We start from the raw sequence: 21,307 nt of genomic DNA on the forward strand, positions 1-21,307 counted from the left end.
CCGGCTCTAGGCTTTTCCTGCAAACTTGTAGGTCGCGCCGATGAGCCGATCCAGAATGCGGGGCTCCGAGTAGGCGTACTCCGCGCCTTCGATCAGGCGGCACTCCGTCTTCGGCCAGGCCCTGTGCAGTCCCCGGTCATATTTTCAGACCACCCGCCGGCCAGGCATCCGTGTCGTGATCGGGATGCTGGAAGGAAATGACCTGCTCCTGCCGGGCATAGAAATCCGGATCCTGAAGGACGGGCTTTTCGAAGATGGTCTCCACCCAGGGCAGGCGATTGGCATGGTTGACCTGGATCTGCGGGGCAAGATCGTCGCGCACGTCGAAGGCGCCGATGGCGATTTCAACGCCGCCCGGATGACGGTAGGTCAGCGGCGTGCCGCAATTCCTGCAGAAGCCGCGGTCGATATTGGCGGAGGATTGGAAATAGGTCGGCTCGCCGCGCGTCCATTCCAGGCCTTCATCCGGCGCGGTCACCAGCGCGGAGAAGAAGCTGCCGAACTGTTTCTGGCACATGCGGCAATGGCAGATCGACGGACGTCCGAGTTGACCACGAATGCGGAACCGCACCGCGCCGCATTGGCATCCTCCGCTTCTGGTGATTTCACTCATGGCGCTTCTCCTCTGGCCAGCTTGAGGTATCGTGATCCGGATGCTGATACGACACAACTTCGAGCACGAAGGGTGCCTGCTCCGCATCTTCTTCCGTCCTGTGTCCCGGCAGCAGATGCAGTCGGTCGACGAAATCGATCTTGGCTTCCGTGCCATATTGCACGACGGGCGGCAGCTTCGAAGGGTCGTCGAAGGCGCCTGCCGCCACGGCAATGCCATCCGGCGCTTCATAGGTCAGCGGCGTTCCGCAATCTGCGCAAAAGCCGCGCTTCACATGGTTGGACGATTGAAACGTCTTCCTCTCGCCGCGTGTCCATGCAAGCGCGGCGCCGCGCGTCGAGACCAGCGGCGCATAATAGGCGCCGAAGGCCTTCTGGCACATGCGGCAATGACAGATCGACGCATCCTTCAATTCGCCCTGCACTTGGAAGCGAACCGCGCCGCACTGGCAGCCGCCGGTGTAAGTCAGGCTCACCGCTTGATCTCCCAGCTCGTCGTTCGCTCGCCCGTAGCCGGATCCTTGCCATCCTTCAACTGAATGCCTTCAGCCAAAAGTGCATCGCGAAGCTTGTCGGCTTCAGCGAAGTTCTTGGCTTTGAGTAACTCCAGACGTTGGCGCACCTTGGCATCGATCTCATTGACAACAGCTTCGTCGACCTCCGCCTTCTTCGGCAGCAGGCCGAGAAGGTTGGCGCTGGCGGCGAAGGTGGGAAGGAGGCTGGCGTCGGCGTTGGCCGCTTGCGCCAGTGCATGCAGTGCCTGAATGGCGGCAACGGTGTTCAGATCGTCCCCGAGGGCGGAAAGAACCGTCGGATCCGGCGAGGCATCGCTAACGTCAGCCGCGGGCCATTTGGCAATCAGCCGCTCCGCTTCCTCGAGGCGCTTCACCGAGAAGTCGATCGGCTCGCGATAATGCGTCATCAGCATGGCAAGCCGCAGCACTTCGCCCGGCCATGTTCGGCCACCGAGTTTGTCCGTCTGCAGCAGCTCGTAGATGGTGACGAAATTGCCTTCCGATTTCGACATCTTGCGGCCTTCGACCTGCACGAAGCCGTTATGCATCCAGATATTCGCCATCGCATGCGTACCATATGCGCAACGTGACTGGGCGATTTCATTTTCATGGTGCGGGAAGATCAGATCCAGCCCGCCGCCATGAATATCGAAGACATCGCCGAGGTAGCGGCCGCTCATGGCCGAGCATTCTATATGCCAGCCCGGACGGCCGCGGCCCCAGGGGCTTTCCCAGCCGGGTTCGTTCTCGTCGGACAGCTTCCACAGCACGAAATCGCCAGGGCTCTTCTTGTGCTCGTCGACCGCAACGCGGGCGCCCGCCTGCTGCTCATCGAGATTGCGCTTCGATAGCTGGCCGTAATCGGCCATCGACTTCGTATCGAACAGCACTTCGCCGGCCGCCCGATAGGCATGGCCCTTGGCGATCAGCGTCTCGATGATCACAATCATCTCAGCGATACTGTCGGTCGCCCGCGGCTGCACCGTCGGCTCCAGGCAGCCGAGAGCTGTGGTGTCCTCGCGATACTGCCGCTCGGTCTTTTCCGTCACCAGCCGGATCGCCTCGTTCAGTGGCAGGTCAGGTTGATCACGCAGCGCACGCGCGTTGATCTTGTCATCGAGATCGGTGATGTTGCGGACATAGGTGACTTGGCTTTCGCCATAGGTCTGCCGCAGCAGCCGGAACAGAACGTCGAAGACGATGGCCGGGCGGGCATTGCCGATATGAGCGAAGTCATAGACCGTGGGGCCGCAGACATACATGCGGACATTGTTGCGGTCGATCGGCTGGAATTCGACCTTTTCGCGCGTCAGCGTGTTGTAGAACTTCAGTTGCGGCTCGGCGGCCATGTCACTCTCCCAAGGCATAAATCCGAAAAAATACCGTCACCGGCAGGCCGGACGTTTGTCATCTTGGATTTTGGGAGACGAAAACGGCCAGGCCAGCGAAACGCTAGCGAATAATCTTCCGGCAGTTAATGCAGATAACCGTTTTCATGGGCGGCTTTATCGCGCGCCGAAAGAATTTGGTCAAGTGGGGAGGAGGCCTCTCCCGTATGGGGAGAGGGTGTTTTTTATTCCGGCATCCGATAGTCGACGAGCCTGTTCTCGCGCACGACGAAGAGCTTGCCGGTTTCGGTGACATCGGGGCCGACGAGCGGCAGGATTGCCTGGGCGACCTCGCGGGGGTGCGGCAGCGTCTCCGGATCTTCGCCGGGCATGGCCTGGGCGCGCATGGCGGTGCGGGTGGCGCCCGGATCGACGCTGGTGATGCGCAGCGGCGTGCTCTGCGTCTCCCCGGCCCAGGTGCGGGCCAGCGCCTCGACGGCGGCCTTGGATGCGGAGTAAGGCCCCCAGAAAGGCCGGCAGCGATGGGCGGCGGCCGAAGAAAGGATGACGGCGCGTCCCGCATCGGAGCGCATCAGCAGCGGCTCGACGGAGCGGATCAACCGCCAGGTGGCGGTGACGTTGATGGTCATCACCTTTTCGAAGACCTTGGCCTCGACATGGCCGATCGGCGAGATCACGCCGAGCACGCCGGCATTGGCAACGAGGATATCGAGCTTGCCCCAGCGTTCGAAGATCGAACCGCCGAGCGCATCGATGGCGTTCATGTCGGCAAGGTCGAAGGGCACGAGCGTTGCAGACCCACCGGCGGCCTTGATGGCGTCGTCCAGCTCCTCAAGTCCGCCGACCGTGCGGGCGCAAGCGATCACATGCGCGCCGGCCTTGGCGAGTTCCAGTGCCGTGAAATGGCCGATACCGCGCGACGCGCCGGTGACGAGGGCGATCTTGTCCTTGAGGTTGACGCTCATGCTGTCTTGATCCGAATGCTATGGGGAGGAAAGGGGCGAAAAAGCGCCCCCTTGTCAGCCGTTACCGCGGGTCAGCCGTTGCTGGCAAGCATGGAGAGCTTGCGCACGTTGCTGGTGCTTTCCCGGTCGAGCAGACGCGTCGGGTAATCGCCGGTGAAGTAGTGATCGGTGAATTGCGGCTGCGCATTGTCGCGTGGCTCGCCGCCGACAGCCCTGTAGAGCCCGTCGATCGACAGGAACTCGAGGGAATCGGCGCCGATGAAATCGCACATGGCCTTCAGGCTGTTGTACTGGTTGGCGAGCAGCTTGTCGGCATCCGGCGTGTCGATGCCGTAGAAGTCCGGATGGAAGATCATCGGGCTGGCGACGCGGATATGCACTTCGCTGGCGCCGGCATCGCGGATCATCTGCACGATCTTCACGGAGGTCGTGCCGCGCACGATGGAATCATCAACAAGCACGACACGCTTGCCCTCTATGATGGCGCGGTTGGCGGAATGCTTGAGCTTCACGCCGAAAGCGCGGATCTGCTGCGTCGGCTCGATGAAGGTGCGGCCGACATAATGGTTGCGGATAATGCCGAGCTCGAAGGGAATGCCGCTCGCCTGCGCATAGCCGATGGCAGCGGGCGTGCCGCCATCCGGCACCGGCACGACCAGATCGGCTGCGATAGGCGCTTCCTTGGCGAGGTTGATCCCCATGTTCTTGCGGGCGGCATAGACGTTGCGGCCGCCGACGACGGAATCGGGGCGGGCGAAATAGACATATTCGAACAGGCAGAGGCGCTCGGGCTGGGAAACTTCCGGTTTGCGGGCGTCGATGGTGATTGAGCCGTCCGGCTGGATCTCGCAGATGATGACCTCGCCGTTTTCGACGTCGCGGATGTATTTCGCGCCGATGATATCGAGAGCACAGGTCTCCGAGCAGAAGATCGGCTTGCCGTCGAGTTCGCCCATGACCAAAGGCCGGATGCCGATCGGGTCGCGGGCGGCGATCAGCTTCGTGCGCGTCATGGCGAGCATCGAATAGCCGCCTTCCATCTGCCTGATCGCATCGATGAAGCGATCGGAAGAAGACGCTTGCTTGGAGCGGGCGATGAGATGCAGGACGACTTCGGTATCCGACGTCGACTGACAGATGGCGCCGTCGGCGATCAGCTGCCGGCGCATGGTCAGGCCGTTGGTGAAGTTGCCGTTGTGAGCGATGGCGATGCCGCCGACTTCCAGCTCGGCAAACAGCGGCTGGACGTTGCGCAGGATGGTTTCGCCTGTCGTCGAATAGCGTACATGGCCGATAGAGCGATCGCCGGGCAGGCGGGCGAGGGTGGCCGGATCGGTATAGTGATCGCCGACAAGGCCCATGCGCCGTTCGGAATGGAAGCGCTGACCATCGAAGGAGACGATGCCGGCCGCTTCCTGGCCGCGATGCTGCAGGGCGTGCAGGCCGAGTGCCGTCAGCGTTGCCGCATCGGGGTGCCCCAGAATGCCGAAGACGCCACATTCCTCGTGCAGAGTGTCGCCGTCGATATCATTCTCGATGGAGAGGGAATGGTTCATGGCTGCTGGCCTTTGCTCTCAACGTGGGCGGAACGGGCGGCGTCACGACTGACTATTAAAATAGCTGAAAATCCGGCCGGAAAATATATCGGGCCGGATTTTCGTTTTTCATGCCGCTCACATGGCGATTATCGCGCGGCGGGTCAAGCCTGTAAACGCCTTGTCAGTGGTTTGTCTGCGGCGCCGGTGCGTCGTCGGAGGGCGCTGTATCGTTCGGCGTGGCGTTGTCGCCGCCTTCCTGAGGCTGCGCATGTTGCTGCTGATTGGGTGCGATCTTGTTGATGATCTCGGGCGGCAGCATCGCCTGGACGTTGTCGGGAAGCGCCGATTTCAGCTTCTCGACCATCGAATCGAGGAATGGCTTCGACTTGGCGTTGTTGACCCAGCCCGGCCGGGCGGCGGGTGCCACGAGCCAGTTCCAGAAGGCGACCACGACAACCATCAGCAGCAGGCCGCGAGCCGCGCCGAACAGGAAGCCCAGCGTCCGGTCGAGCGCACCGATACGGCTGTCGATGATGAAATCGGCGATCCGGATGGTGATAAAGGAAATGATGATCAGCGCCAGCAGGAAGATGACGCCGGCCGAAGCGATCGTCGCGATCTTGGTATCGGCCTTGTACTGCAGCGCATAGGGAAGAAGCAGAGGGTAGAGATAGTAAGCAGCGACGGCGGAGCCGCCCCAGCTGACGATCGAGAGAATTTCGCGGGAAAAGCCGCGAACCATGGCCAGAACGGCGGAAAACAGTAGAACGCCGATAACAATACCGTCGAAAATCGTAATGGGCATGTATAATCCACTTCAAGACTTGCCGCGCCATGTGGCGGGCATCGGCCTCAGTATGAGCCTCTTCTACGTCAAGGACGGCTGAAGTATGGCTCAGTCTTCATCTTCCGCGCGCTTGAGCGCGCCCTTCGATCCGGCTATGCGCGCCACCAAATCCGGCAGGCTTTCGATCTCGCTCCAGCGTCCGCCATTGACCTTCGGCAGGTCGGCGGAAGCGGCAGGCAGAAGGGCCGCGGAAAATCCCAGCTTCTCGGCTTCCTTGAGACGCTGGCCGGTGTGCGCAACCGGCCGGACGGCGCCCGACAGGCTGACTTCGCCGAAATAGACGCAATCGGCGGGAAGGGCAAGACCGGCCAAAGAGGAAACCAGTGCAGAGGCAACGGCGAGGTCTGCAGCCGGCTCAGAAATGCGGTAGCCCCCGGCGACATTAAGGTAGACATCGTGCTGGCCGAGGCGAACGCCGCAATGCGCTTCGAGCACCGCGAGAATCATTGACAGCCGCGCCGAATCCCAGCCGATCACGGCGCGTCGTGGCGTGCCGAGCGATGTCGCTGCTACCAATGCCTGCACCTCGACCAGGATCGGTCGGGTGCCTTCCATGCCCGCAAACACGGCAGCACCCGGCGATTTGGAGTTGCGTTCGCCGAGAAAAAGCTCCGACGGATTGGCCACGTCGCGCAGGCCCATGTCGGACATTTCGAAGACGCCGATTTCATCGGTCGGGCCGAAACGATTCTTCACCGTGCGCAGGATGCGATAGTGATGGCCGCGATCGCCTTCGAAATAGAGGACTGCGTCGACCATGTGCTCGACGACACGCGGGCCGGCGATCTGGCCATCCTTGGTGACGTGGCCGACCAGCACCATCGCTGCGCCGGTCTGCTTGGCAAAGCGGATCATTGCCTGCACGCCGGTGCGAACCTGCGTGACGGTGCCGGGTGCCGATTCGGCGAGTTCGCTCCACAAAGTCTGGATGGAGTCGATGATCACGAGGTCAGGCCGCTTGCCCTCGGCAAGAGTCGCCAGAATGTCCTCGACATTGGTTTCCGCTGCCAGCATGACATCTGTATCGGCGGCCTGCAGGCGTTGCGCGCGCAGGCGAACCTGCGCCACAGCTTCTTCGCCGGAGACATAGACGATCTTGTGCCCGCGGCGGGCAAGCGCCGCTGCCGCCTGCATCAGCAGCGTCGATTTGCCGATGCCCGGATCGCCGCCGACGAGAACGGCCGAGCCGCGCACGAAACCGCCGCCTGTGGCTCGGTCAAGTTCGGATATGCCGGTATGGATGCGCGGCGCTTCCTCGATCTCGCCCGAAAGCGAGGTCAGCGTTACGGGCTTGCCCTTCCTCGGCGTCCTGGCCGGGCCGCCGCCGATCCCGCCCATGGGATCTTCCTCGACGATGGTGTTCCATGCGCCGCAGCTGTCGCACTTGCCCGCCCATCGGTTGTGGACCGTGCCGCAGTTCTGGCAGATGAATTGTGTACGGGCTTTAGCCATCGAATGCTGTTCTCAAAGTTCAATTGCTCCGCTTTTCGCAGCGAATCGCGTCGGCCGCCAGATAATGTCTTTCGCGGCCTATCAAAACTAATGATTTCCGTATCAGCGGCGATCGTGCGAACCTTTATGCTGGCCTTTTTACGGATGATGACGGATGTTCGACTACTCGCTTGCCCACTGGATCGCTTTTCTGACCGCCGCGACGCTGCTCAATCTGTCGCCGGGTCCGGACATCGCCTTTATTCTAGGTCACACGATCCGAAGCGGCATGCGCTCCGGTTTCGCGGCTCTGTTCGGCATATGGAGCGGCGCATGCCTGCATGTGCTGATGGCGGCTGCCGGCCTGTCGGCGATCCTGGCCGCTTCGGCGCTTGCGTTCTCGACGGTCAAATGGGTCGGTGCCGCCTATCTCATCTGGCTCGGCATACAGGCGCTGCGCTCGAAGGGTGAGGGGCCCTGGATCAAGGAGGCCGGCAAGGCCTTATCCTTTGGCCGCATCTATCGCCAAGGCATCATGGTTTCGTTGCTCAACCCGAAGGTCGCAATCTTCTTTCTCGCGTTCCTGCCGCAGTTTGTCGTCGAAGGCGCCGGCCCGGTCTGGGCGCAGCTTTTGCTGCATGGCAGCCTGATCATCGTCGTTGCTGCCTTCATCGAGCCGCCGCTCATCCTTCTCGGCGGTCGCCTGACCGAGGCCCTCAGGCGCAATCGCAGCCTCGGGCTTTGGCTCGACCGCGGCCTTGGCACGTTGTTCGTCGCGCTCGGCGTCCGCTTGGCAATCAGCGCTCGCTAGAGCGCTGACCACGAAGTGGGTAGCGGTTTCCGCCTCGGCGGAAATGCTTCAATAACAGGGCTATTCCTCGATTTCTTCCGAGATATACCGCCGCTCGTGCCGCAGTCCCATGCTCGTCAGCATCTCGTAGCCGATCGTGCCGGCTGCTCGAGCTGCATCGTCAACCAGAACGTTGCTGCCGAAGAGTTCGATATAGTCGCCGGCACGGACCAGGTTTTCCGGCAGGTCAGTCACATCGAAGATGGTGAGGTCCATGGTGATACGGCCAGCAACCGGCACCTTGTGCCCGGCAACGAAGCCGTGACCGGCAGCGACGTCGGTTTGCCGCAGCGGAACGCCGGCGCTTGACAGGCTGCGCATGTAGCCGTCCGCATAACCGGCAGAGACGATCGCCAACCGGCTATCGCGCGTCAACCGAAGCGCACGGCCATAGCCCACCGTCTCACCCGCCTTGACGGAGCGGGTCTGGATGATCCGAGCCTCGGCCGTTGCCACCGGGCGCATCGGATTGGCGATACCGGGGACGGCTTCGCCGCCATAGGTGGCGATACCGGGGCGCGTGAGATCGAAATGATATTCCGGCCCAAGAAAGATGCCGGCTGAATTGGCAAGGCTTGCCTCGATCCCCTCGAACGCGGCGCTCACCTTGCGGAAGGCCTCGAGCTGCTGCCGGTTCATCGGATTGGAGGGATCGTCGCCGCACGCAAGGTGGCTCATGACAAGCACCGGCGCGAAGCTTGCCGGGCGGGAAACGTCATCGGCAAGCGCGATCGCATCCTCCATCGGCAGGCCGAGCCGATTGAAGCCGGTGTCGACCTGCAATGCGCAGGGATAGTCGCCATACTCTGATAGCACCGACATCCAGAAGGTCAGCTGCTCTTCCGAGGCGATGACGGGAACCAGATCGTTTTCGAAGAACGTCCGTTCCATCCCCGGCCAGATGCCGCAAAGCACGAAGATCCGTGCTTCCGGCGCGTAGAGCCGCAAGGTCGCGCCTTCATCGGCGGTGGCGACGAAGAAATCGCGGGCGCCGACCGAGTAGAGGGTTTCGCCGACGTCCTCGATCCCGAGCCCGTAGGCGTCGGCCTTGACGACGGCGGCGGTGCGGGCTCTTCCCGATCGGTAGGCCATGTCGCGCCAGTTTTCGACGAGAGCGCCGAGATCCACCGTCAGTCGCAGGCCCGCGGAAGCGAAAGCGTCATAGTCATCGAAATTGTCTGTCATGGAGCCGCCTTAACGAAGAAATGGCCGGAGGTGATGTCGCTCCGGCCAGGATAATGATCATCGATGAAAAGAAAAAGTACTGCGGCGCACATATGCGCCGCCAAGCGCCTTTGTCAGTGCTCTTCGTATTGAATGAACGAAGAATCGGCGAGATCGGCAAAGCGGGTGAATTCCGACTGGAACGCGAGCCTCACGGTGCCCGTGGGTCCATGGCGCTGCTTGGCGATGATCACGTCGGCCGTACCCTTCACGCGCTCGAACTGGGCTTCCCATTCGGCATATTTAGGATCGTTGATATCGCGTGGCTCGGCATTCTTGACGTAGTACTCCTCGCGGAACACGAAGAGTACGACGTCGGCGTCCTGCTCGATGGAACCGGATTCACGAAGGTCGGAAAGCTGCGGGCGCTTGTCTTCGCGGCTTTCGACAGCACGTGAGAGCTGGGAGAGCGCGATGATCGGAACGTTCAGCTCCTTGCCGAGCGCCTTCAGGCCGGTGGTGATCTGGGTGATTTCCTGGACGCGGTTCTCGTTCGACTTCCCCGAGCCGGTCATCAGCTGAACGTAGTCGACCACCAGAACATCGAGGCCGCGCTGCCGCTTCAGACGGCGCGCGCGCGCGGACAATTGTGCGATCGAGATACCGCCGGTCTGGTCGATATAAAGCGGCACCTTCTGCATCATCATCGAGCATGCCACCAGCTTCTCGAAATCCGCATCGTTGATGTCGCCGCGGCGGATTTTCGACGAGGAGACTTCCGTCTGCTCGGAGATGATACGGGTGGCGAGCTGTTCAGAAGACATTTCCAGCGAGTAGAAGCCGACGACACCGCCGTTCTTAGCCTTGGTGGAACCATCCGCCTGTACTTCGCCTTCAAAGGAGGCGGCGATATTATAGGCGATGTTGGTGGCGAGCGAGGTCTTGCCCATGCCGGGACGGCCCGCAAGGACGATCAAGTCGGAGCGCTGCAGGCCACCCATTTTGCTGTCCAGCGAGTGGATGCCGGTGGAGATACCCGATAGACCGCCGTCTCGCTCCTTGGCGACTGCCGCCATGTCGATCGCCAGCGCCACGGCATCGTTGAAGGCCTGGAAGCCGCCGTCGTAGCGGCCGTTTTCGGCAAGTTCGAACAGCCGTCGCTCGGTGTCTTCGATCTGCGTCTGCGGCGGCATGTCGAGCGGTGCATCGAAGGCGATGTTGACCATATCCTCGCCGATGGTGATCAGCGCCCGGCGCAGCGCCAGGTCGTAGATGGCGCGGCCATAATCCTCGGCATTGATGATCGACACGGCTTCGACGGCGAGACGCGCCAGATATTGCGCGACCGTCATGTCGCCGACCTTTTCGTCCGCAGGCACGAAGCTCTTGATGGTCACCGGATTGGCCGTCTTGCCCATGCGGATGATGTCGCCGGCGACCTCGAAGATCTTCCGGTGCAGCGGCTCATAGAGATGGATTGGCTTCAGGAAGTCGGAGACGCGGTAATAGGCATCGTTATTGACGAGGATGGCACCGAGCAGAGCCTGCTCCGCCTCGATATTGTTGGGCGCTTCGCGATAATGCTGTTCGGCGGGAGCAATGGCGGCGAGCTTGCGCGCAGCTTCGTTCATTTTCCATCTCTTCGTGCTTTAGGGTATAGACTGGTTTGCGATGATCCGGTGTCATGGTCAACCGTGCAAATGTGCGGTCATGCCAAGCGGGATGGATAGGCCCGGCCTATCAACGTTGTTCCACTCGTCCACAGGGACAAGCTTTCGTCACGTAAAAAATCCCTTGTGACCACTTTGCAACGCAAAGACCGACACACGAATCACTTATGCAAATCGTCCGTGGGGAATATTTTAGCCGGGTCTTTCGCTGCACGCATCAACTGTTGCAGCTATCATGCTTGAAAAACTACGAAAATCCGGGTATTTCCTATAAATAGGGTAGGATGCTAATAGTATAAAGTTGCAATAATGCCAGGTGCGCCATCAAGACAAGAACTTTTCGACGATCTTTTTGCATTCAATCGCAAGCTGAGGGCCGCGTTTGATGCGCTTGTTCGCGAACAGGGCATGACGCTGTCGCGCGCCAGGGTTTTTCGCAAGCTCTCCCGCAGGGATGGGATCAACCAAAGGGAGCTCGCCGACGAGCTGGAGCTCGAGACGCCGACGCTCGTGCGCATCCTCGATGCCATGGAAGCGCAGAATTTCATCGAGCGTCGCGCTGCACAGTCGGATCGTCGCGCCAAGCAGATCTTCATGACGGAATCGGGAAAAGTCGTAGCCGCAGAGGTCGAGGCTCTTGCCACCGGTGTGCGTGCGGATATCTTGGAGGGAATTTCGGACGAGGATATCGGCGTGGCGCTCAAGGTGATCCGCGCTATGACGGCCAACGTCCAAAACGTGGGCAAATCATGAGGTAGTGCATGAGCGGTGATTCGGGCCCGGTCGCCAACGCGGAAGCCAACGCCGTCCCACCCGCACCACCGCCTATGCCAGGCTGGAAAGTGCCGCTCTATATTGCGGCATCCGTCATGTTTTTTCTGACCCAGGGGCTGGGTCTCAATCTCGCCTTCGCCAATCTCACGCAGATCCAGGGAAGCATCGCGGCAACGACCACCGAGTCCGTCTGGCTCTCGGCCGCCTACATGGCGCCCAATGTCAGCCTCGCCATCGCGCTGGTGAAGATCCGCCTGCAATACGGCGTGCGCAACTTCGCTGAAGTCAGCATTCTCGGCTTCGTGCTCGCTTCGCTGCTCAATCTCTTCGTCTCCGATCTGCATTCGGCGATCGTCGTCCGCTTCCTGAGCGGCATCGCGGGCGCACCGCTCTCGACGCTCGGCTTCCTCTATATGCTGGAGGCTTTCGAGCCGGCGAAGAAGCTTACGGTTGGCGTCAGCCTGGCGATGACGAATACGCTGCTTGCCGCTCCCATCACTCGTCTCGTCTCGCCATCGCTGCTGGATTACGGCGAGTGGCGCGGCCTTTATACGCTCGAGATGGCGCTGGCGCTGCTGGTCATGCCGATCATCTATCTCCTGCCGCTGACGCCGCCGCCGCGGGTCAAGGTGATCGTTCTCGGCGATATCTTCAGCTACCTGCTTGTGGCGATCGGGTTCGGCTGTCTGGCCGTCGCCCTTTCGGTCGGGCGACTTTATTGGTGGCTGGAGGTGCCCTGGCTCGGCGTCGTGCTGGCGGTCGGCATCGCTTCGATCACCGCGGCAATCGTCGTCGATCTGAGGCGGGCAACGCCGCTGATAGACGTCCGCTGGCTGCTGCGGCCGGAAATCCTGCATCTGACGGCGATCCTTCTGATCTTCCGCCTGATCGCGGCCGAACAGACCTACGTCGTCATGACGCTCTATCAGAATGCGGTCGGCCTTCTCTACGATCAGCTAGCCATGCTCTATTGGATCATCCTGGCCTTCTCGGTCATTGGCGGGCTCATTTGCACAGTATTCATGAATTATGGATTCGGCTGGCAGATCCAGTTCGTCGCGCTCATCCTGATGGGCGCGGGCTCGCTGATGGATGCGCAGGTGACGAACCTCACCCGGCCCGAGCAGATGTATCTCAGCCAGGCGCTGGTTGCGGCCGGCGCGGCTCTCTTCCTGCCGCCATCCATGTCGGAGGGCTTCAAGGCGGCGCTGAGCAAGGGGCCGCCCTATCTGGTGACCTTCTTCGTCGTCTTCACCTTCACGCAGAGCATCGGTGGGCTCATCGGCTCCGCCTTCTATGGCACGTTGATCATCATTCGCGAGAAGTTCCATTCCGCTGTATTGGTCGAGCGCGTGCTTCTGACGGACCCGCACGTGGCTCAACGCGCCAGCCAGCTTTCGTCCGCCTATGGCAAGGTGATCGGGGATAGCGCGCTCCTGAAGGGGGAGGGGCTGGCGCTGCTCGGCTCGCAGGTGAGCCACGAGGCCAACATGCTCGCCTATGGGGACGCATTCTTCGTCGCCGCTGCAATCGCTTTCCTGTCGCTTGCCGGCCTCTTAATCCATGTCTTCTTCCGCTTCATCAGATCACGTCTGGCTGAAGAGCAGACGCAGGTCGCGACATCCAACCCATGAGGATATGAAATAGCTCCATGCCGAGGCTCGTTCGCTCCCCAATCGAAGTCATCGCCGTTCTCGCCGGCATCGGCGGCGTCATGCTGGTACTCTATGCCTGGCACCTGCCGCCGTTCAAAACCTCCGTCGAGACCACTGACGACGCCTATGTCAAAGGCTATGTCACGACGATCAGCCCGCAGGTCAGCGGCTATATTACCGACGTGCCGATCAAGGACTACAAGCTCGTCAAGGAGGGCGAGGTGCTCGCCCAGATCGATGATCGCATCTACAAGCAGAAGGTGGCGCAGGCGCGGGCGACGCTTGCCGGACAGAAGGCGGCGCTCGCCAATTCACAACAGCAGGAGCAGGCGGCGAAGGCTGGCATCGCCTCCAGCCAGGCGCAGATCGACAGCGCCAATGCCGCGCTCAAACGTGCCCAGCTCGCCGCCGATCGTGTGACGACGCTGGTCTCCAGAGGTGTCTCGACGACAAGCGATTCCGAACAGGCGCAGGCGACGCTGCAGCAGGCGCAGGCATCAGTCAATCAAGCCAAAGCCGGCCTCGACGTATCCCAGCAGAACCTGACGACGATCATCGTCAACCGCGCTTCGCTAGAGGCCGGCGTCAGCGGTGCGGAGGCTGCTGTGCAGCTTGCCGATATCGATCTGGACAATACGACGATCAGGGCGCCGCGCGATGGCCGGGTCGGCGAAGTCGGCGTGCGTCTTGGCCAATATGTGACGCCCGGCACACAGCTCATGGGGCTCGTGCCGAAGGACATCTGGGTTATCGCCAATTTCAAGGAGACCCAGCTTGACGGCATGAAGCTCGATCAGCCTGCGACGATCTCCGTGGATGCGTTCGGGCATCGCGATATCAAGGGCCGTATCCAGCGCTTTTCTCCGGCTGCCGGCTCCGAATTCGCCGTCATCAGGCCCGACAACGCCACGGGTAATTTCACCAAAGTCGCCCAGCGCATCGGCGTCAGGGTCAAGATCGAAGATGATCAGCCCGAGGCAAATGGGCTGGCGCCCGGCATGTCCGTGGTCGTTTCGATCGACAAGGATTCGGCTCCGCTGCCGGAGGCCAAGGCCGGCGACTGAAGTAAGAGTTCGCTTTATTCCCTGCAGGCAAACAAAAAAGCCTGGGTCGAAAGACCCAGGCTTCTTCATTCGCAATGCTGCGAAGGCTTGAAGATCAAGCTTCGTCTTCGGCGTCGCGTTCAGCTTCCGGATCGAAGAAGTCTTCCGGACGCAGGGCGTCTTCGTCGATGCCGTAGATGGCGTCGGCAGAGGTGAGGGTCTCACCCTTGGACTGACGCTCGGCTTCTTCAGCGGAACGGGCAACGTTGAGCTCGACGTTGATTTCGACTTCGGCATGAAGAGCGATGGCAACGTCGTGCAGGCCAATAGCCTTGATCGGCGTGTTCAGGTGAACCTGGCTGCGGCCGATGTTGAAGCCTTCGGCTGCGAGGATTTCAACGACGTCACGAGCAGCGACCGAACCGTAGAGCTGGCCGGTTTCGCCAGCCGAGCGAACGACGATGAAGGACTTGCCGGCGAGAACGTCGGCAACCTTCTGGGCTTCGCTCTTGCGCTCGAGGTTACGTGCTTCGAGCGTTGCGCGCTCGGATTCGAAGCGGGCCTTGTTGGCGGCGTTGGCGCGGAGTGCCTTGCCGAGCGGCAGCAGGTAGTTACGGGCAAAGCCGTCGCGAACCTTTACGGTTTCGCCCATCTGGCCGAGCTTGGAGATGCGCTCGAGAAGAATGACTTCCATTTTCTTGTTCCTTTCGATGTCAGATTTTCGTGTCGGTTGGTTTGGATGTTTCGGCATTCTTGTTCGGGGTCAGCGATATCGCCTTGCGCGTATCGTAAAGGCCAAGAACAAGGATGATGAAGAGCGGCAGCGTCAGCAGGAAGGACGTCAGGTAGCAGAGGACAAGCACGGGGATGCGCCAATCCTTGCCACGCGTGCGATAATGCAGCGACGCGAAGCCGGAAACGATGAAGCCCGCGCCGAAGGCGCCGAGCACGGCGGCGGCGATAAGGGCCGGTATGCCGCCGAAGAAGATGACGACGATCGCCCCGAGAAAGACGAAGATCGCATTGCGGTTCATACGTAGCGATGAGGGGATATCCTCGCGCGGACGCAGATTGTGCTTCGAGGCCGTGACAATCCGTGTCGCCACATAATAGGCGGCGAGCATCATCATGACCCAGATCATGCCCCAGGCGATCGGGATCGCATAGAGCATAAGAAGTTTGGTCTTCGCAATCGCGGCCTGATCGAGCTGCAGCGCCGGCTGCTGCTGATTCATGACCTTGACGTATAGGTCGATCACCTGGCCAACAAGATCGGCGCTGTAGCCCATGATCGCGCCGACGATGACGATGACGACGGCTGCAAGGCCGCAAAGATGCAGCATGATGTCAGAGAGCGGATACCATGCCATCAGGTGATCCGGTCCGCCGAGTTCGGAGGCAGGACGCGCCAGATTGGCGAGATGGCTGAGCCATGCCGGGATCAGCGCCAGCAGAATGACGAACAGGCCGAAATAGGCCGATTGCGAGATCGTACCGACGATACCTGCGGCCACAACGGCAACGATGACGGCTACGTTGCCCCAGCCGAGGCCGACGATCAGGATAGGAAGAGCAGAAAGTGCGCCAAAAAGGATGAATAGCAATGGCTGAAGCGTCGCGCCATACACGAGTAGGGCGGCGGTCAGACCGGCGAGCGCGCCGATGCCAAGCTCTTTTGCGTTCAACTTCTTCACGTCGCTGTCCTGCTTCGTATCGAGCAGTTAGAGGATGCTTCCGAAACTCGGTTCTGAAAGCCGTCCCCAACATGGGGTTTCAAGGTTCCGATCCGCGCCCATCGCGAAAGGGAGAAGGGAAGGCATTGCTGCCTTCCCTCTATTCATTCGGCGTCGATTAAGCGACGACGTAAGGCAGCAGGCCGAGGAAGCGGGCGCGCTTGATCGCCTGGGCGAGTTCGCGCTGCTTCTTCTGGGAAACGGCCGTGATGCGGGACGGAACAATCTTGCCGCGCTCGGAAATGTAGCGCTGCAGGAGACGGACGTCCTTGTAGTCGATGCGCGGCGCATTCGCGCCCGAGAACGGGCAGGTCTTGCGGCGGCGATGGAACGGACGGCGGACCGGTGCGGAAGAAACTTCAGACATCTCTCAAATCTCCTTATACGCGGTCTTCGCGCGGACGGCGCGGACGGTCTTCGCGGTCACCACGATCCGGACGCGGACCACGGTCACGGTCGCCGAAGCTACGCTCCGGACGGTCGCCATCGCGGCGCGGACGGTCGTCACGGTCGCGCTTCTGCATCATGGCAGACGGGCCTTCTTCGTGCTTTTCAACAGCGATAGTCATGTAACGCAGGACGTCTTCGCTGATGCGCATCTGACGTTCCATTTCCTGGATCGCAGCGGCCGGAGCATCAATGTCCATCAGGGCATAATGAGCCTTGCGGTTCTTCTTGATGCGGTAGGTGAGGGACTTGAGGCCCCAGTTTTCGATACGCCCGACTTTACCGCCGTTAGCTTCGATAACACCCTTGTACTGTTCTACGAGGGCATCGACCTGCTGAGCGGAAATATCCTGTCGAGCAAGGAATACATGTTCATAAAGAGCCATGGATAGCTTTGCCTTTCTTGCGTTGATCTGACCCGATATTCGGCGGCTAAGCCTCAACGACTGCTCCTGAGAGGGGTAAACCCAAGCAAGAAAAGCGTTTCCGAGACGGTCGAGAGCGGAGACACGGGAGGCTGGAACGCTTCCGTTCCGAACGATTCCCCTCACGGAAAACCGGCCCTCCGTTCAGCCACCAGCCAGAAGACCGGGTTGCGAACAGGGCGGCTTATACGGATTTTTGCGGAAAAGGCAAGGGGAGCGACGAAATTCGAAGAACGCCGCCATTGAGGCCCGATGGCGAACGTCGCTCACTTACTCGACAACAAGTCGCCGCAGCAGACTTCCCGGACATAGGTATTGCCGTAGGTGACGAAAGCGCTTTTCGGGATCGTATTGTTCGTACTCAATATCTGGAGCAGGGAGCTTTGGATGTCGCGGCTTCCTGTCGCGTTGACTGTAACGGCAAACCTACCATTCGCCGTAAGATGCACCGCCAAGGGAATTTTCGAATCTAAAACGAAAGACCGTGCCGTCTCCAAATCATCGACGCTCTTGATCTGAATGTAGCTCTTGCCGAACTGCCTTTCTTCGAACTCTCGAACCCACACCCAGGCTTGGTGCATATATCCTCTCTGCCCGGCGATCGACACCTGATACCATTCGCCGTCACTGGCTTTGATGTCCAGTCCGCTTCCATTTGCAAAATCGGCAATTGTTTTTGAATTTGCGCTGGCATTGGCCTTCAGTGGCGCAGTGCCCTTCAGATGTTGGACAATTCCGCTTTGCGCCACGGGAATTTGAAGATCGGGGGATTTGCTTTCGGGTGCTTGCGACTCCGTTATCGGCTCATCCGCATCAGGCGTCGTCACGCGATACAGCTTCATCTCGCTTGCCGACAGGTAGCGCATATCATCGGAGTCATATTGCAGGGAGAGTTTTAACAGTCCGGGATCGGCGCCCATATCAGTCATGTAGGATATGACGTCGGCTGTTATCGTCTGGACCGCTGCGACGGCCTCTTCAACGCGCATGCCCTTCGTGTCGCTAAACGAGGTCTTATGGACACCGATTGATCCGGCGTCCGCCAAACGAACGACGCCGCCAAGGAATGCCAAGGAGCAAGCGGATGCGCATTCTTGCACACGTACGGCGACCGTGCTCAAACCCAGCGACCTGATCAATCTTCCGAGCTCGATCGCCTTTTGGACATTTCCGCCAGGGCTATCGAAGGTAACTGAGTTCGCCCGGTACGAATTCACCGCCTTGCGAAATTTGCTCAAATCGTCGTCTGCCTCAAACGAGCCGTTCACGATGACGTAACGTCGCCCATCATCTGTCACGAGATTGCTGTAGCTGAGACGCGCAGCCGCATCGCTTGCGAAAAAGGTGACGCCCAAAACGAAAGCGCAGCCTATTTGAAATGCCCCCACCACGCTCACTCCCCAATGGAAGAGAATGAATTTCACAGGTTTTGAATTTCCACAAGGCCGGCGTTTATCTTTGAATTCCATTAGTGTTTAGATTGCAGGAAGCGGCTGCAACTTAGGGCCCATGTATTCTGCCGCACACATTATTTCGGCCCTGCTTTCAACGCTCTTGGCACGAATATGGTCCGCCATTTCACGTCGAATTGGAAGAACTCACCCACGCATGTATTCGCCGCCTCATTGCGTGTGGCCCGCTCTGCGGTCATGATGTCTTGGTATCAATAGCGGCAGCACGGACTGTTCATGCGTATCTTCCTCGTCCGGCACGGCGAATCCCTCGGCAATATCGATGACCAGGCCTATCGGCAATTCGGCGATCACAATGTTCCGCTGACCGAGTGGGGGTATCGCCAGGTGCTGGAGGCCGGGCAGGCCATCGCCACTCATCTCAAAGGACTGCCGACCGCTGAGTTGCGCAGGCTGAGCGTCTGGTATTCGCCGTTCTTGAGGACGCGGCAGAGCAAGGATGCCTTGCTGGAGGTTCTGCCGGCCGATTTGATTGAGGATGTGAAAGAAGATTATCTGCTGCGCGAGCAGGATTTCGGGCTCTTCACCGAAATTTACGACCATGCCGAGCAGAAGCGGAAATTCCCCGACGAATTCGAGAAATGGGCGAGGCTGCGCAACAATAACGGCAAATTCTATGCGCGGCCGCCGGACGGCGAGAGCCGCGCCGACGTCGCCCAGCGCGTGCGCCTGTTCCTGCAGACCGTCATGCACGATGCCGAAAACGGGAAAAACAATGTCCTTATCGTCGGCCATGGTGTGACCAACCGAGCCTTCGAGATGAATTTTCTGCATCATCCCGTCGATTGGTTCGAACGCTCGGACAATCCGGGGAATGCTGATGTGACCTTGATCGAGGGCCGGCATTCCGAAGGTTACAGATCGATCCTGCTCCACAAGTCTGTGGACCGTGTGCAAGGGCAGGAGGAGTTGAAGGAGGCTTATGGCACCGAGCTGACGACTGCGCCCAAGGCGGTCCAATAGAGCATCTGCGGACCGCTTTCCGCTCCGCATGCATATGCTGGGGTATCCGTGAGCTAGATGCACTTTTCCAGAATCTCATCCACGACGCGTTCGATCGGCGCAGTCGCGTCGATGACGACGCCACCCTTCGGAACATCTTCCTTGGTGGCATGCAACCGCTCGATGAGTTGCCGCTCGGCAGCTCTTCCGCCCCATTCGGTTTCCGGCCGCTCGTCAAGCCGTCGGGTCAGCGTGTCCAGATCGACCTCGAGAACAAAGACCTGATCGAACAGATCAATGAAGCTGGAGAAATTCCTGGAGCCGCCGCAGAAGAATGATGCAGGGTGGCTCTGGTCGGCCACCAGCGCTCTGACCCTATCCACGTCCCAAATATGATGCTCATGGGCAAGCCCATCCAAGGGTTCTCCCGTCTTTGGATCGCCCTGATAAGCCAACTCAGTATCACCATTGATGGCATGGCAACCGCGCTGCCGCAGCTCGCGGCAGACGGATGTCTTGCCGGTGCCGGAAACACCTTCGATCAAATAGTTTCTGACGCCCATCCTATTGCTCTTGGTTAGAAAAACCATCGCCGAAGCGGGCGGTGTGTCCACAGTCAAGCACTATACCAGCTCGCTCGATTGCGACAATTTACAGAAGTGATAGCAGCGATCTTCATCATGAAGATCGCTGCTAGGGGCGCAACGTTATAGTCACGATTGGCGGCATCCGTTGCCGAGTCCGGCGCGTTCCGGCCTTACATCGGCATCGGATACTTCCGGTGCACCTGCTCGATCTCCGCCAAGGCCTCGGGTGGCAACGTCACATAAGCGGCGGCCACATCAGTTTCGAGCTGCGCCATCGTCGTTGCACCGATGATGACCGAGGTCATGAAGGGCTTGGTGAGGCAATAGGCGAGCGCAAGCTTCGATGGGTCGATGCCGTATTTGGCTGCGATTTCCAGATAGACCTTTACCGGCGGTTCCTGCAGCGGCTGCAGGCGGCCGCCGATATCGGTGTTGATCGAGCCGCGTGAGCCGGCCGGACGCGCTCCGCCGACATATTTGCCGCTGAGGATGCCGCCGGCAAGCGGCGAATAGGCGAGCAGCCCGACATCTTCGTGATGCGACAGTTCCGCCAGATCGAGGTCGAAATGCCGGTAGAGCAGATTGTATTCGTTCTGCGTGGTCGCAACGCGCGGCAGGCCATGCTGCTCGGAAATCGTCAGATACTTCTGGATGCCCCAGGTCGTCTCGTTCGACAGGCCGATGGCGCGGATCTTGCCGGCCTTCACCAGCTCGCCCATCGTCTCCAGGATCTCGGTGATATCGGCGACGGCTTTCTCGCGGTCCTGCGTGAAGGGGTTGTAATGCCAGTTCTGGCGGAAATGAAAATGGCCGCGGTTCGGCCAGTGGACCTGATAGAGATCGATATAGTCGGTCTTCAGCCGCTTCAAACTGGCGTCGATCGCTGCATTGATATTGGCGGCATCCGGACCCTGGCCGCCGCGAAGATACTCGCGGCCGGGGCCGGCGACCTTCGTGGCAAGCACGATATCCTTGCGCTTGCCGGTCTTCTCGAACCAGGTGCCGATATATTCTTCCGTGCGCCCTTGCGTCTCCGGTCCCACAGGTGTTGTCGGGTACATTTCGGCAGTGTCGAAGAAATTGATACCCTTATGGACCGAATAATCCATCTGCTCATGCGCTTCGGCTTCGCTGTTCTGCGTGCCCCAGGTCATCGTGCCCAGGCAAATCTGCGAAACGGAAATATCAGTGCGGCCTAAATTCTTATATTTCATAGGAAAACCTTGGGGGATGGGAGAAAGTAAAAATGAATGAGGTCGTGCAAATTTAGGCCCGATCTGAGCAAGCG

21 protein-coding genes and 1 pseudogene are annotated in these 21,307 nt (G+C 60.0%); 5 read left to right on the forward strand and 17 right to left on the reverse strand.

Going from position 1 to position 21,307, the window contains the following annotated elements:
• Window positions 1–6: 6 nt before the first annotated feature.
• The 8 genes and pseudogenes from GA0061102_RS33550 to radA form a co-directional block, all read right to left on the reverse strand.
• Window positions 7–144: pseudogene (locus GA0061102_RS33550) on the reverse strand (prolyl aminopeptidase); the annotation flags it as partial.
• Window positions 137–613, reverse strand: a complete 477-nt coding sequence (locus GA0061102_RS17630) for a GFA family protein (RefSeq protein WP_092851517.1) — start codon at window positions 611–613, stop codon at window positions 137–139. The gene GA0061102_RS17630 and the pseudogene GA0061102_RS33550, both read right to left, overlap by 8 nt.
• Window positions 606–1,088 (reverse strand): GFA family protein, encoded by a 483-nt coding sequence (locus tag GA0061102_RS17635; protein WP_092851521.1) that lies wholly within the window; start codon window positions 1,086–1,088, stop codon window positions 606–608. Before GA0061102_RS17635 ends, GA0061102_RS17630 begins: the two co-directional genes overlap by 8 nt.
• A complete protein-coding gene (cysS, locus tag GA0061102_RS17640) occupies window positions 1,085–2,476 on the reverse strand; it encodes a cysteine--tRNA ligase (RefSeq protein ID WP_092851523.1) in 1,392 nt (463 codons plus the stop codon). The genes GA0061102_RS17635 and cysS overlap by 4 nt, the downstream gene beginning before the upstream one ends.
• 224 nt (window positions 2,477–2,700) lie before the next feature.
• Window positions 2,701–3,441 (reverse strand): SDR family NAD(P)-dependent oxidoreductase, encoded by a 741-nt coding sequence (locus GA0061102_RS17645; RefSeq protein WP_092851525.1) that lies wholly within the window; start codon window positions 3,439–3,441, stop codon window positions 2,701–2,703.
• Window positions 3,442–3,512: 71 nt separating this feature from the next.
• A complete protein-coding gene (purF, locus tag GA0061102_RS17650) occupies window positions 3,513–4,997 on the reverse strand; it encodes an amidophosphoribosyltransferase (RefSeq protein ID WP_092851529.1) in 1,485 nt (494 codons plus the stop codon).
• Between the two features lie 163 nt (window positions 4,998–5,160).
• A complete protein-coding gene (locus GA0061102_RS17655; RefSeq protein WP_092851533.1) occupies window positions 5,161–5,784 on the reverse strand; it encodes a CvpA family protein in 624 nt (207 codons plus the stop codon).
• A gap of 90 nt (window positions 5,785–5,874) precedes the next feature.
• Window positions 5,875–7,278: a DNA repair protein RadA gene (radA, locus tag GA0061102_RS17660; protein ID WP_092851536.1), complete on the reverse strand. Its 1,404-nt coding sequence runs from the start codon at window positions 7,276–7,278 to the stop codon at window positions 5,875–5,877.
• A gap of 154 nt (window positions 7,279–7,432) precedes the next feature.
• On the opposite strand from radA, the gene GA0061102_RS17665 reads away from it, so the two are divergent.
• Window positions 7,433–8,068 carry a LysE family translocator gene (locus GA0061102_RS17665; protein WP_092851539.1) on the forward strand — a complete coding sequence of 212 codons (636 nt, stop codon included), beginning with the start codon at window positions 7,433–7,435 and terminating at the stop codon, window positions 8,066–8,068.
• A 60-nt stretch (window positions 8,069–8,128) separates the two neighbouring features.
• Here the strand turns inward: GA0061102_RS17665 and alr are convergent, their stop codons facing one another.
• Window positions 8,129–9,292 (reverse strand): alanine racemase, encoded by a 1,164-nt coding sequence (gene alr / locus GA0061102_RS17670; protein WP_092851541.1) that lies wholly within the window; start codon window positions 9,290–9,292, stop codon window positions 8,129–8,131.
• A gap of 113 nt (window positions 9,293–9,405) precedes the next feature.
• Window positions 9,406–10,902: a replicative DNA helicase gene (locus GA0061102_RS17675; protein WP_092851542.1), complete on the reverse strand. Its 1,497-nt coding sequence runs from the start codon at window positions 10,900–10,902 to the stop codon at window positions 9,406–9,408.
• A gap of 348 nt (window positions 10,903–11,250) precedes the next feature.
• On the opposite strand from GA0061102_RS17675, the gene GA0061102_RS17680 reads away from it, so the two are divergent.
• From GA0061102_RS17680 to GA0061102_RS17690, 3 genes are read left to right on the forward strand one after another with little or no spacing between them, the layout of a single operon-like run.
• Entirely contained in the window at window positions 11,251–11,694 is a 444-nt protein-coding gene (locus tag GA0061102_RS17680) for a MarR family winged helix-turn-helix transcriptional regulator (protein ID WP_092851544.1), read from the forward strand.
• Window positions 11,695–11,702: 8 nt separating this feature from the next.
• Window positions 11,703–13,349: an MFS transporter gene (locus tag GA0061102_RS17685; protein WP_092851546.1), complete on the forward strand. Its 1,647-nt coding sequence runs from the start codon at window positions 11,703–11,705 to the stop codon at window positions 13,347–13,349.
• Window positions 13,350–13,366: 17 nt separating this feature from the next.
• Window positions 13,367–14,434, forward strand: a complete 1,068-nt coding sequence (locus tag GA0061102_RS17690) for an HlyD family secretion protein (RefSeq protein ID WP_092851550.1) — start codon at window positions 13,367–13,369, stop codon at window positions 14,432–14,434.
• A 94-nt stretch (window positions 14,435–14,528) separates the two neighbouring features.
• Here the strand turns inward: GA0061102_RS17690 and rplI are convergent, their stop codons facing one another.
• The 5 genes from rplI to GA0061102_RS17715 all read right to left on the reverse strand — a co-directional run bounded on the left by rplI (window position 14,529) and on the right by GA0061102_RS17715 (window position 18,442).
• Window positions 14,529–15,107 (reverse strand): 50S ribosomal protein L9, encoded by a 579-nt coding sequence (rplI, locus tag GA0061102_RS17695; protein WP_092851555.1) that lies wholly within the window; start codon window positions 15,105–15,107, stop codon window positions 14,529–14,531.
• Window positions 15,108–15,126: 19 nt separating this feature from the next.
• Complete coding sequence (locus GA0061102_RS17700; RefSeq protein ID WP_092851557.1) at window positions 15,127–16,107, reverse strand: DUF2232 domain-containing protein; 981 nt, start codon at window positions 16,105–16,107, stop codon at window positions 15,127–15,129.
• A gap of 157 nt (window positions 16,108–16,264) precedes the next feature.
• The gene (rpsR, locus tag GA0061102_RS17705; protein ID WP_004122103.1) at window positions 16,265–16,513 is read right to left on the reverse strand and encodes a 30S ribosomal protein S18; all 249 of its coding nucleotides are present in this window, start codon (window positions 16,511–16,513) and stop codon (window positions 16,265–16,267) included.
• 13 nt (window positions 16,514–16,526) lie between these two features.
• Window positions 16,527–16,979, reverse strand: a complete 453-nt coding sequence (gene rpsF, locus GA0061102_RS17710; RefSeq protein ID WP_092851559.1) for a 30S ribosomal protein S6 — start codon at window positions 16,977–16,979, stop codon at window positions 16,527–16,529.
• 305 nt (window positions 16,980–17,284) lie between these two features.
• The gene (locus GA0061102_RS17715; protein WP_245298044.1) at window positions 17,285–18,442 is read right to left on the reverse strand and encodes an SH3 domain-containing protein; all 1,158 of its coding nucleotides are present in this window, start codon (window positions 18,440–18,442) and stop codon (window positions 17,285–17,287) included.
• A 264-nt stretch (window positions 18,443–18,706) separates the two neighbouring features.
• Here GA0061102_RS17715 and GA0061102_RS17720 point away from each other — a divergent pair, with 264 nt between their 5' ends.
• Complete coding sequence (locus GA0061102_RS17720; RefSeq protein ID WP_092851563.1) at window positions 18,707–19,453, forward strand: histidine phosphatase family protein; 747 nt, start codon at window positions 18,707–18,709, stop codon at window positions 19,451–19,453.
• Between the two features lie 53 nt (window positions 19,454–19,506).
• On the opposite strand, the gene GA0061102_RS17725 is transcribed toward GA0061102_RS17720, so the two are convergent.
• Both GA0061102_RS17725 and GA0061102_RS17730 read right to left on the reverse strand, forming a co-directional pair.
• Window positions 19,507–19,995 (reverse strand): AAA family ATPase, encoded by a 489-nt coding sequence (locus tag GA0061102_RS17725; protein WP_092851565.1) that lies wholly within the window; start codon window positions 19,993–19,995, stop codon window positions 19,507–19,509.
• A 194-nt stretch (window positions 19,996–20,189) separates the two neighbouring features.
• Entirely contained in the window at window positions 20,190–21,233 is a 1,044-nt protein-coding gene (locus GA0061102_RS17730; RefSeq protein WP_092851571.1) for an aldo/keto reductase, read from the reverse strand.
• Window positions 21,234–21,307: the final 74 nt, after the last annotated feature.

Source organism: Martinezella miluonensis, from assembly GCF_900094545.1.
GTDB classification, from domain to species: Bacteria; Pseudomonadota; Alphaproteobacteria; order Rhizobiales; family Rhizobiaceae; genus Rhizobium; species Rhizobium miluonense.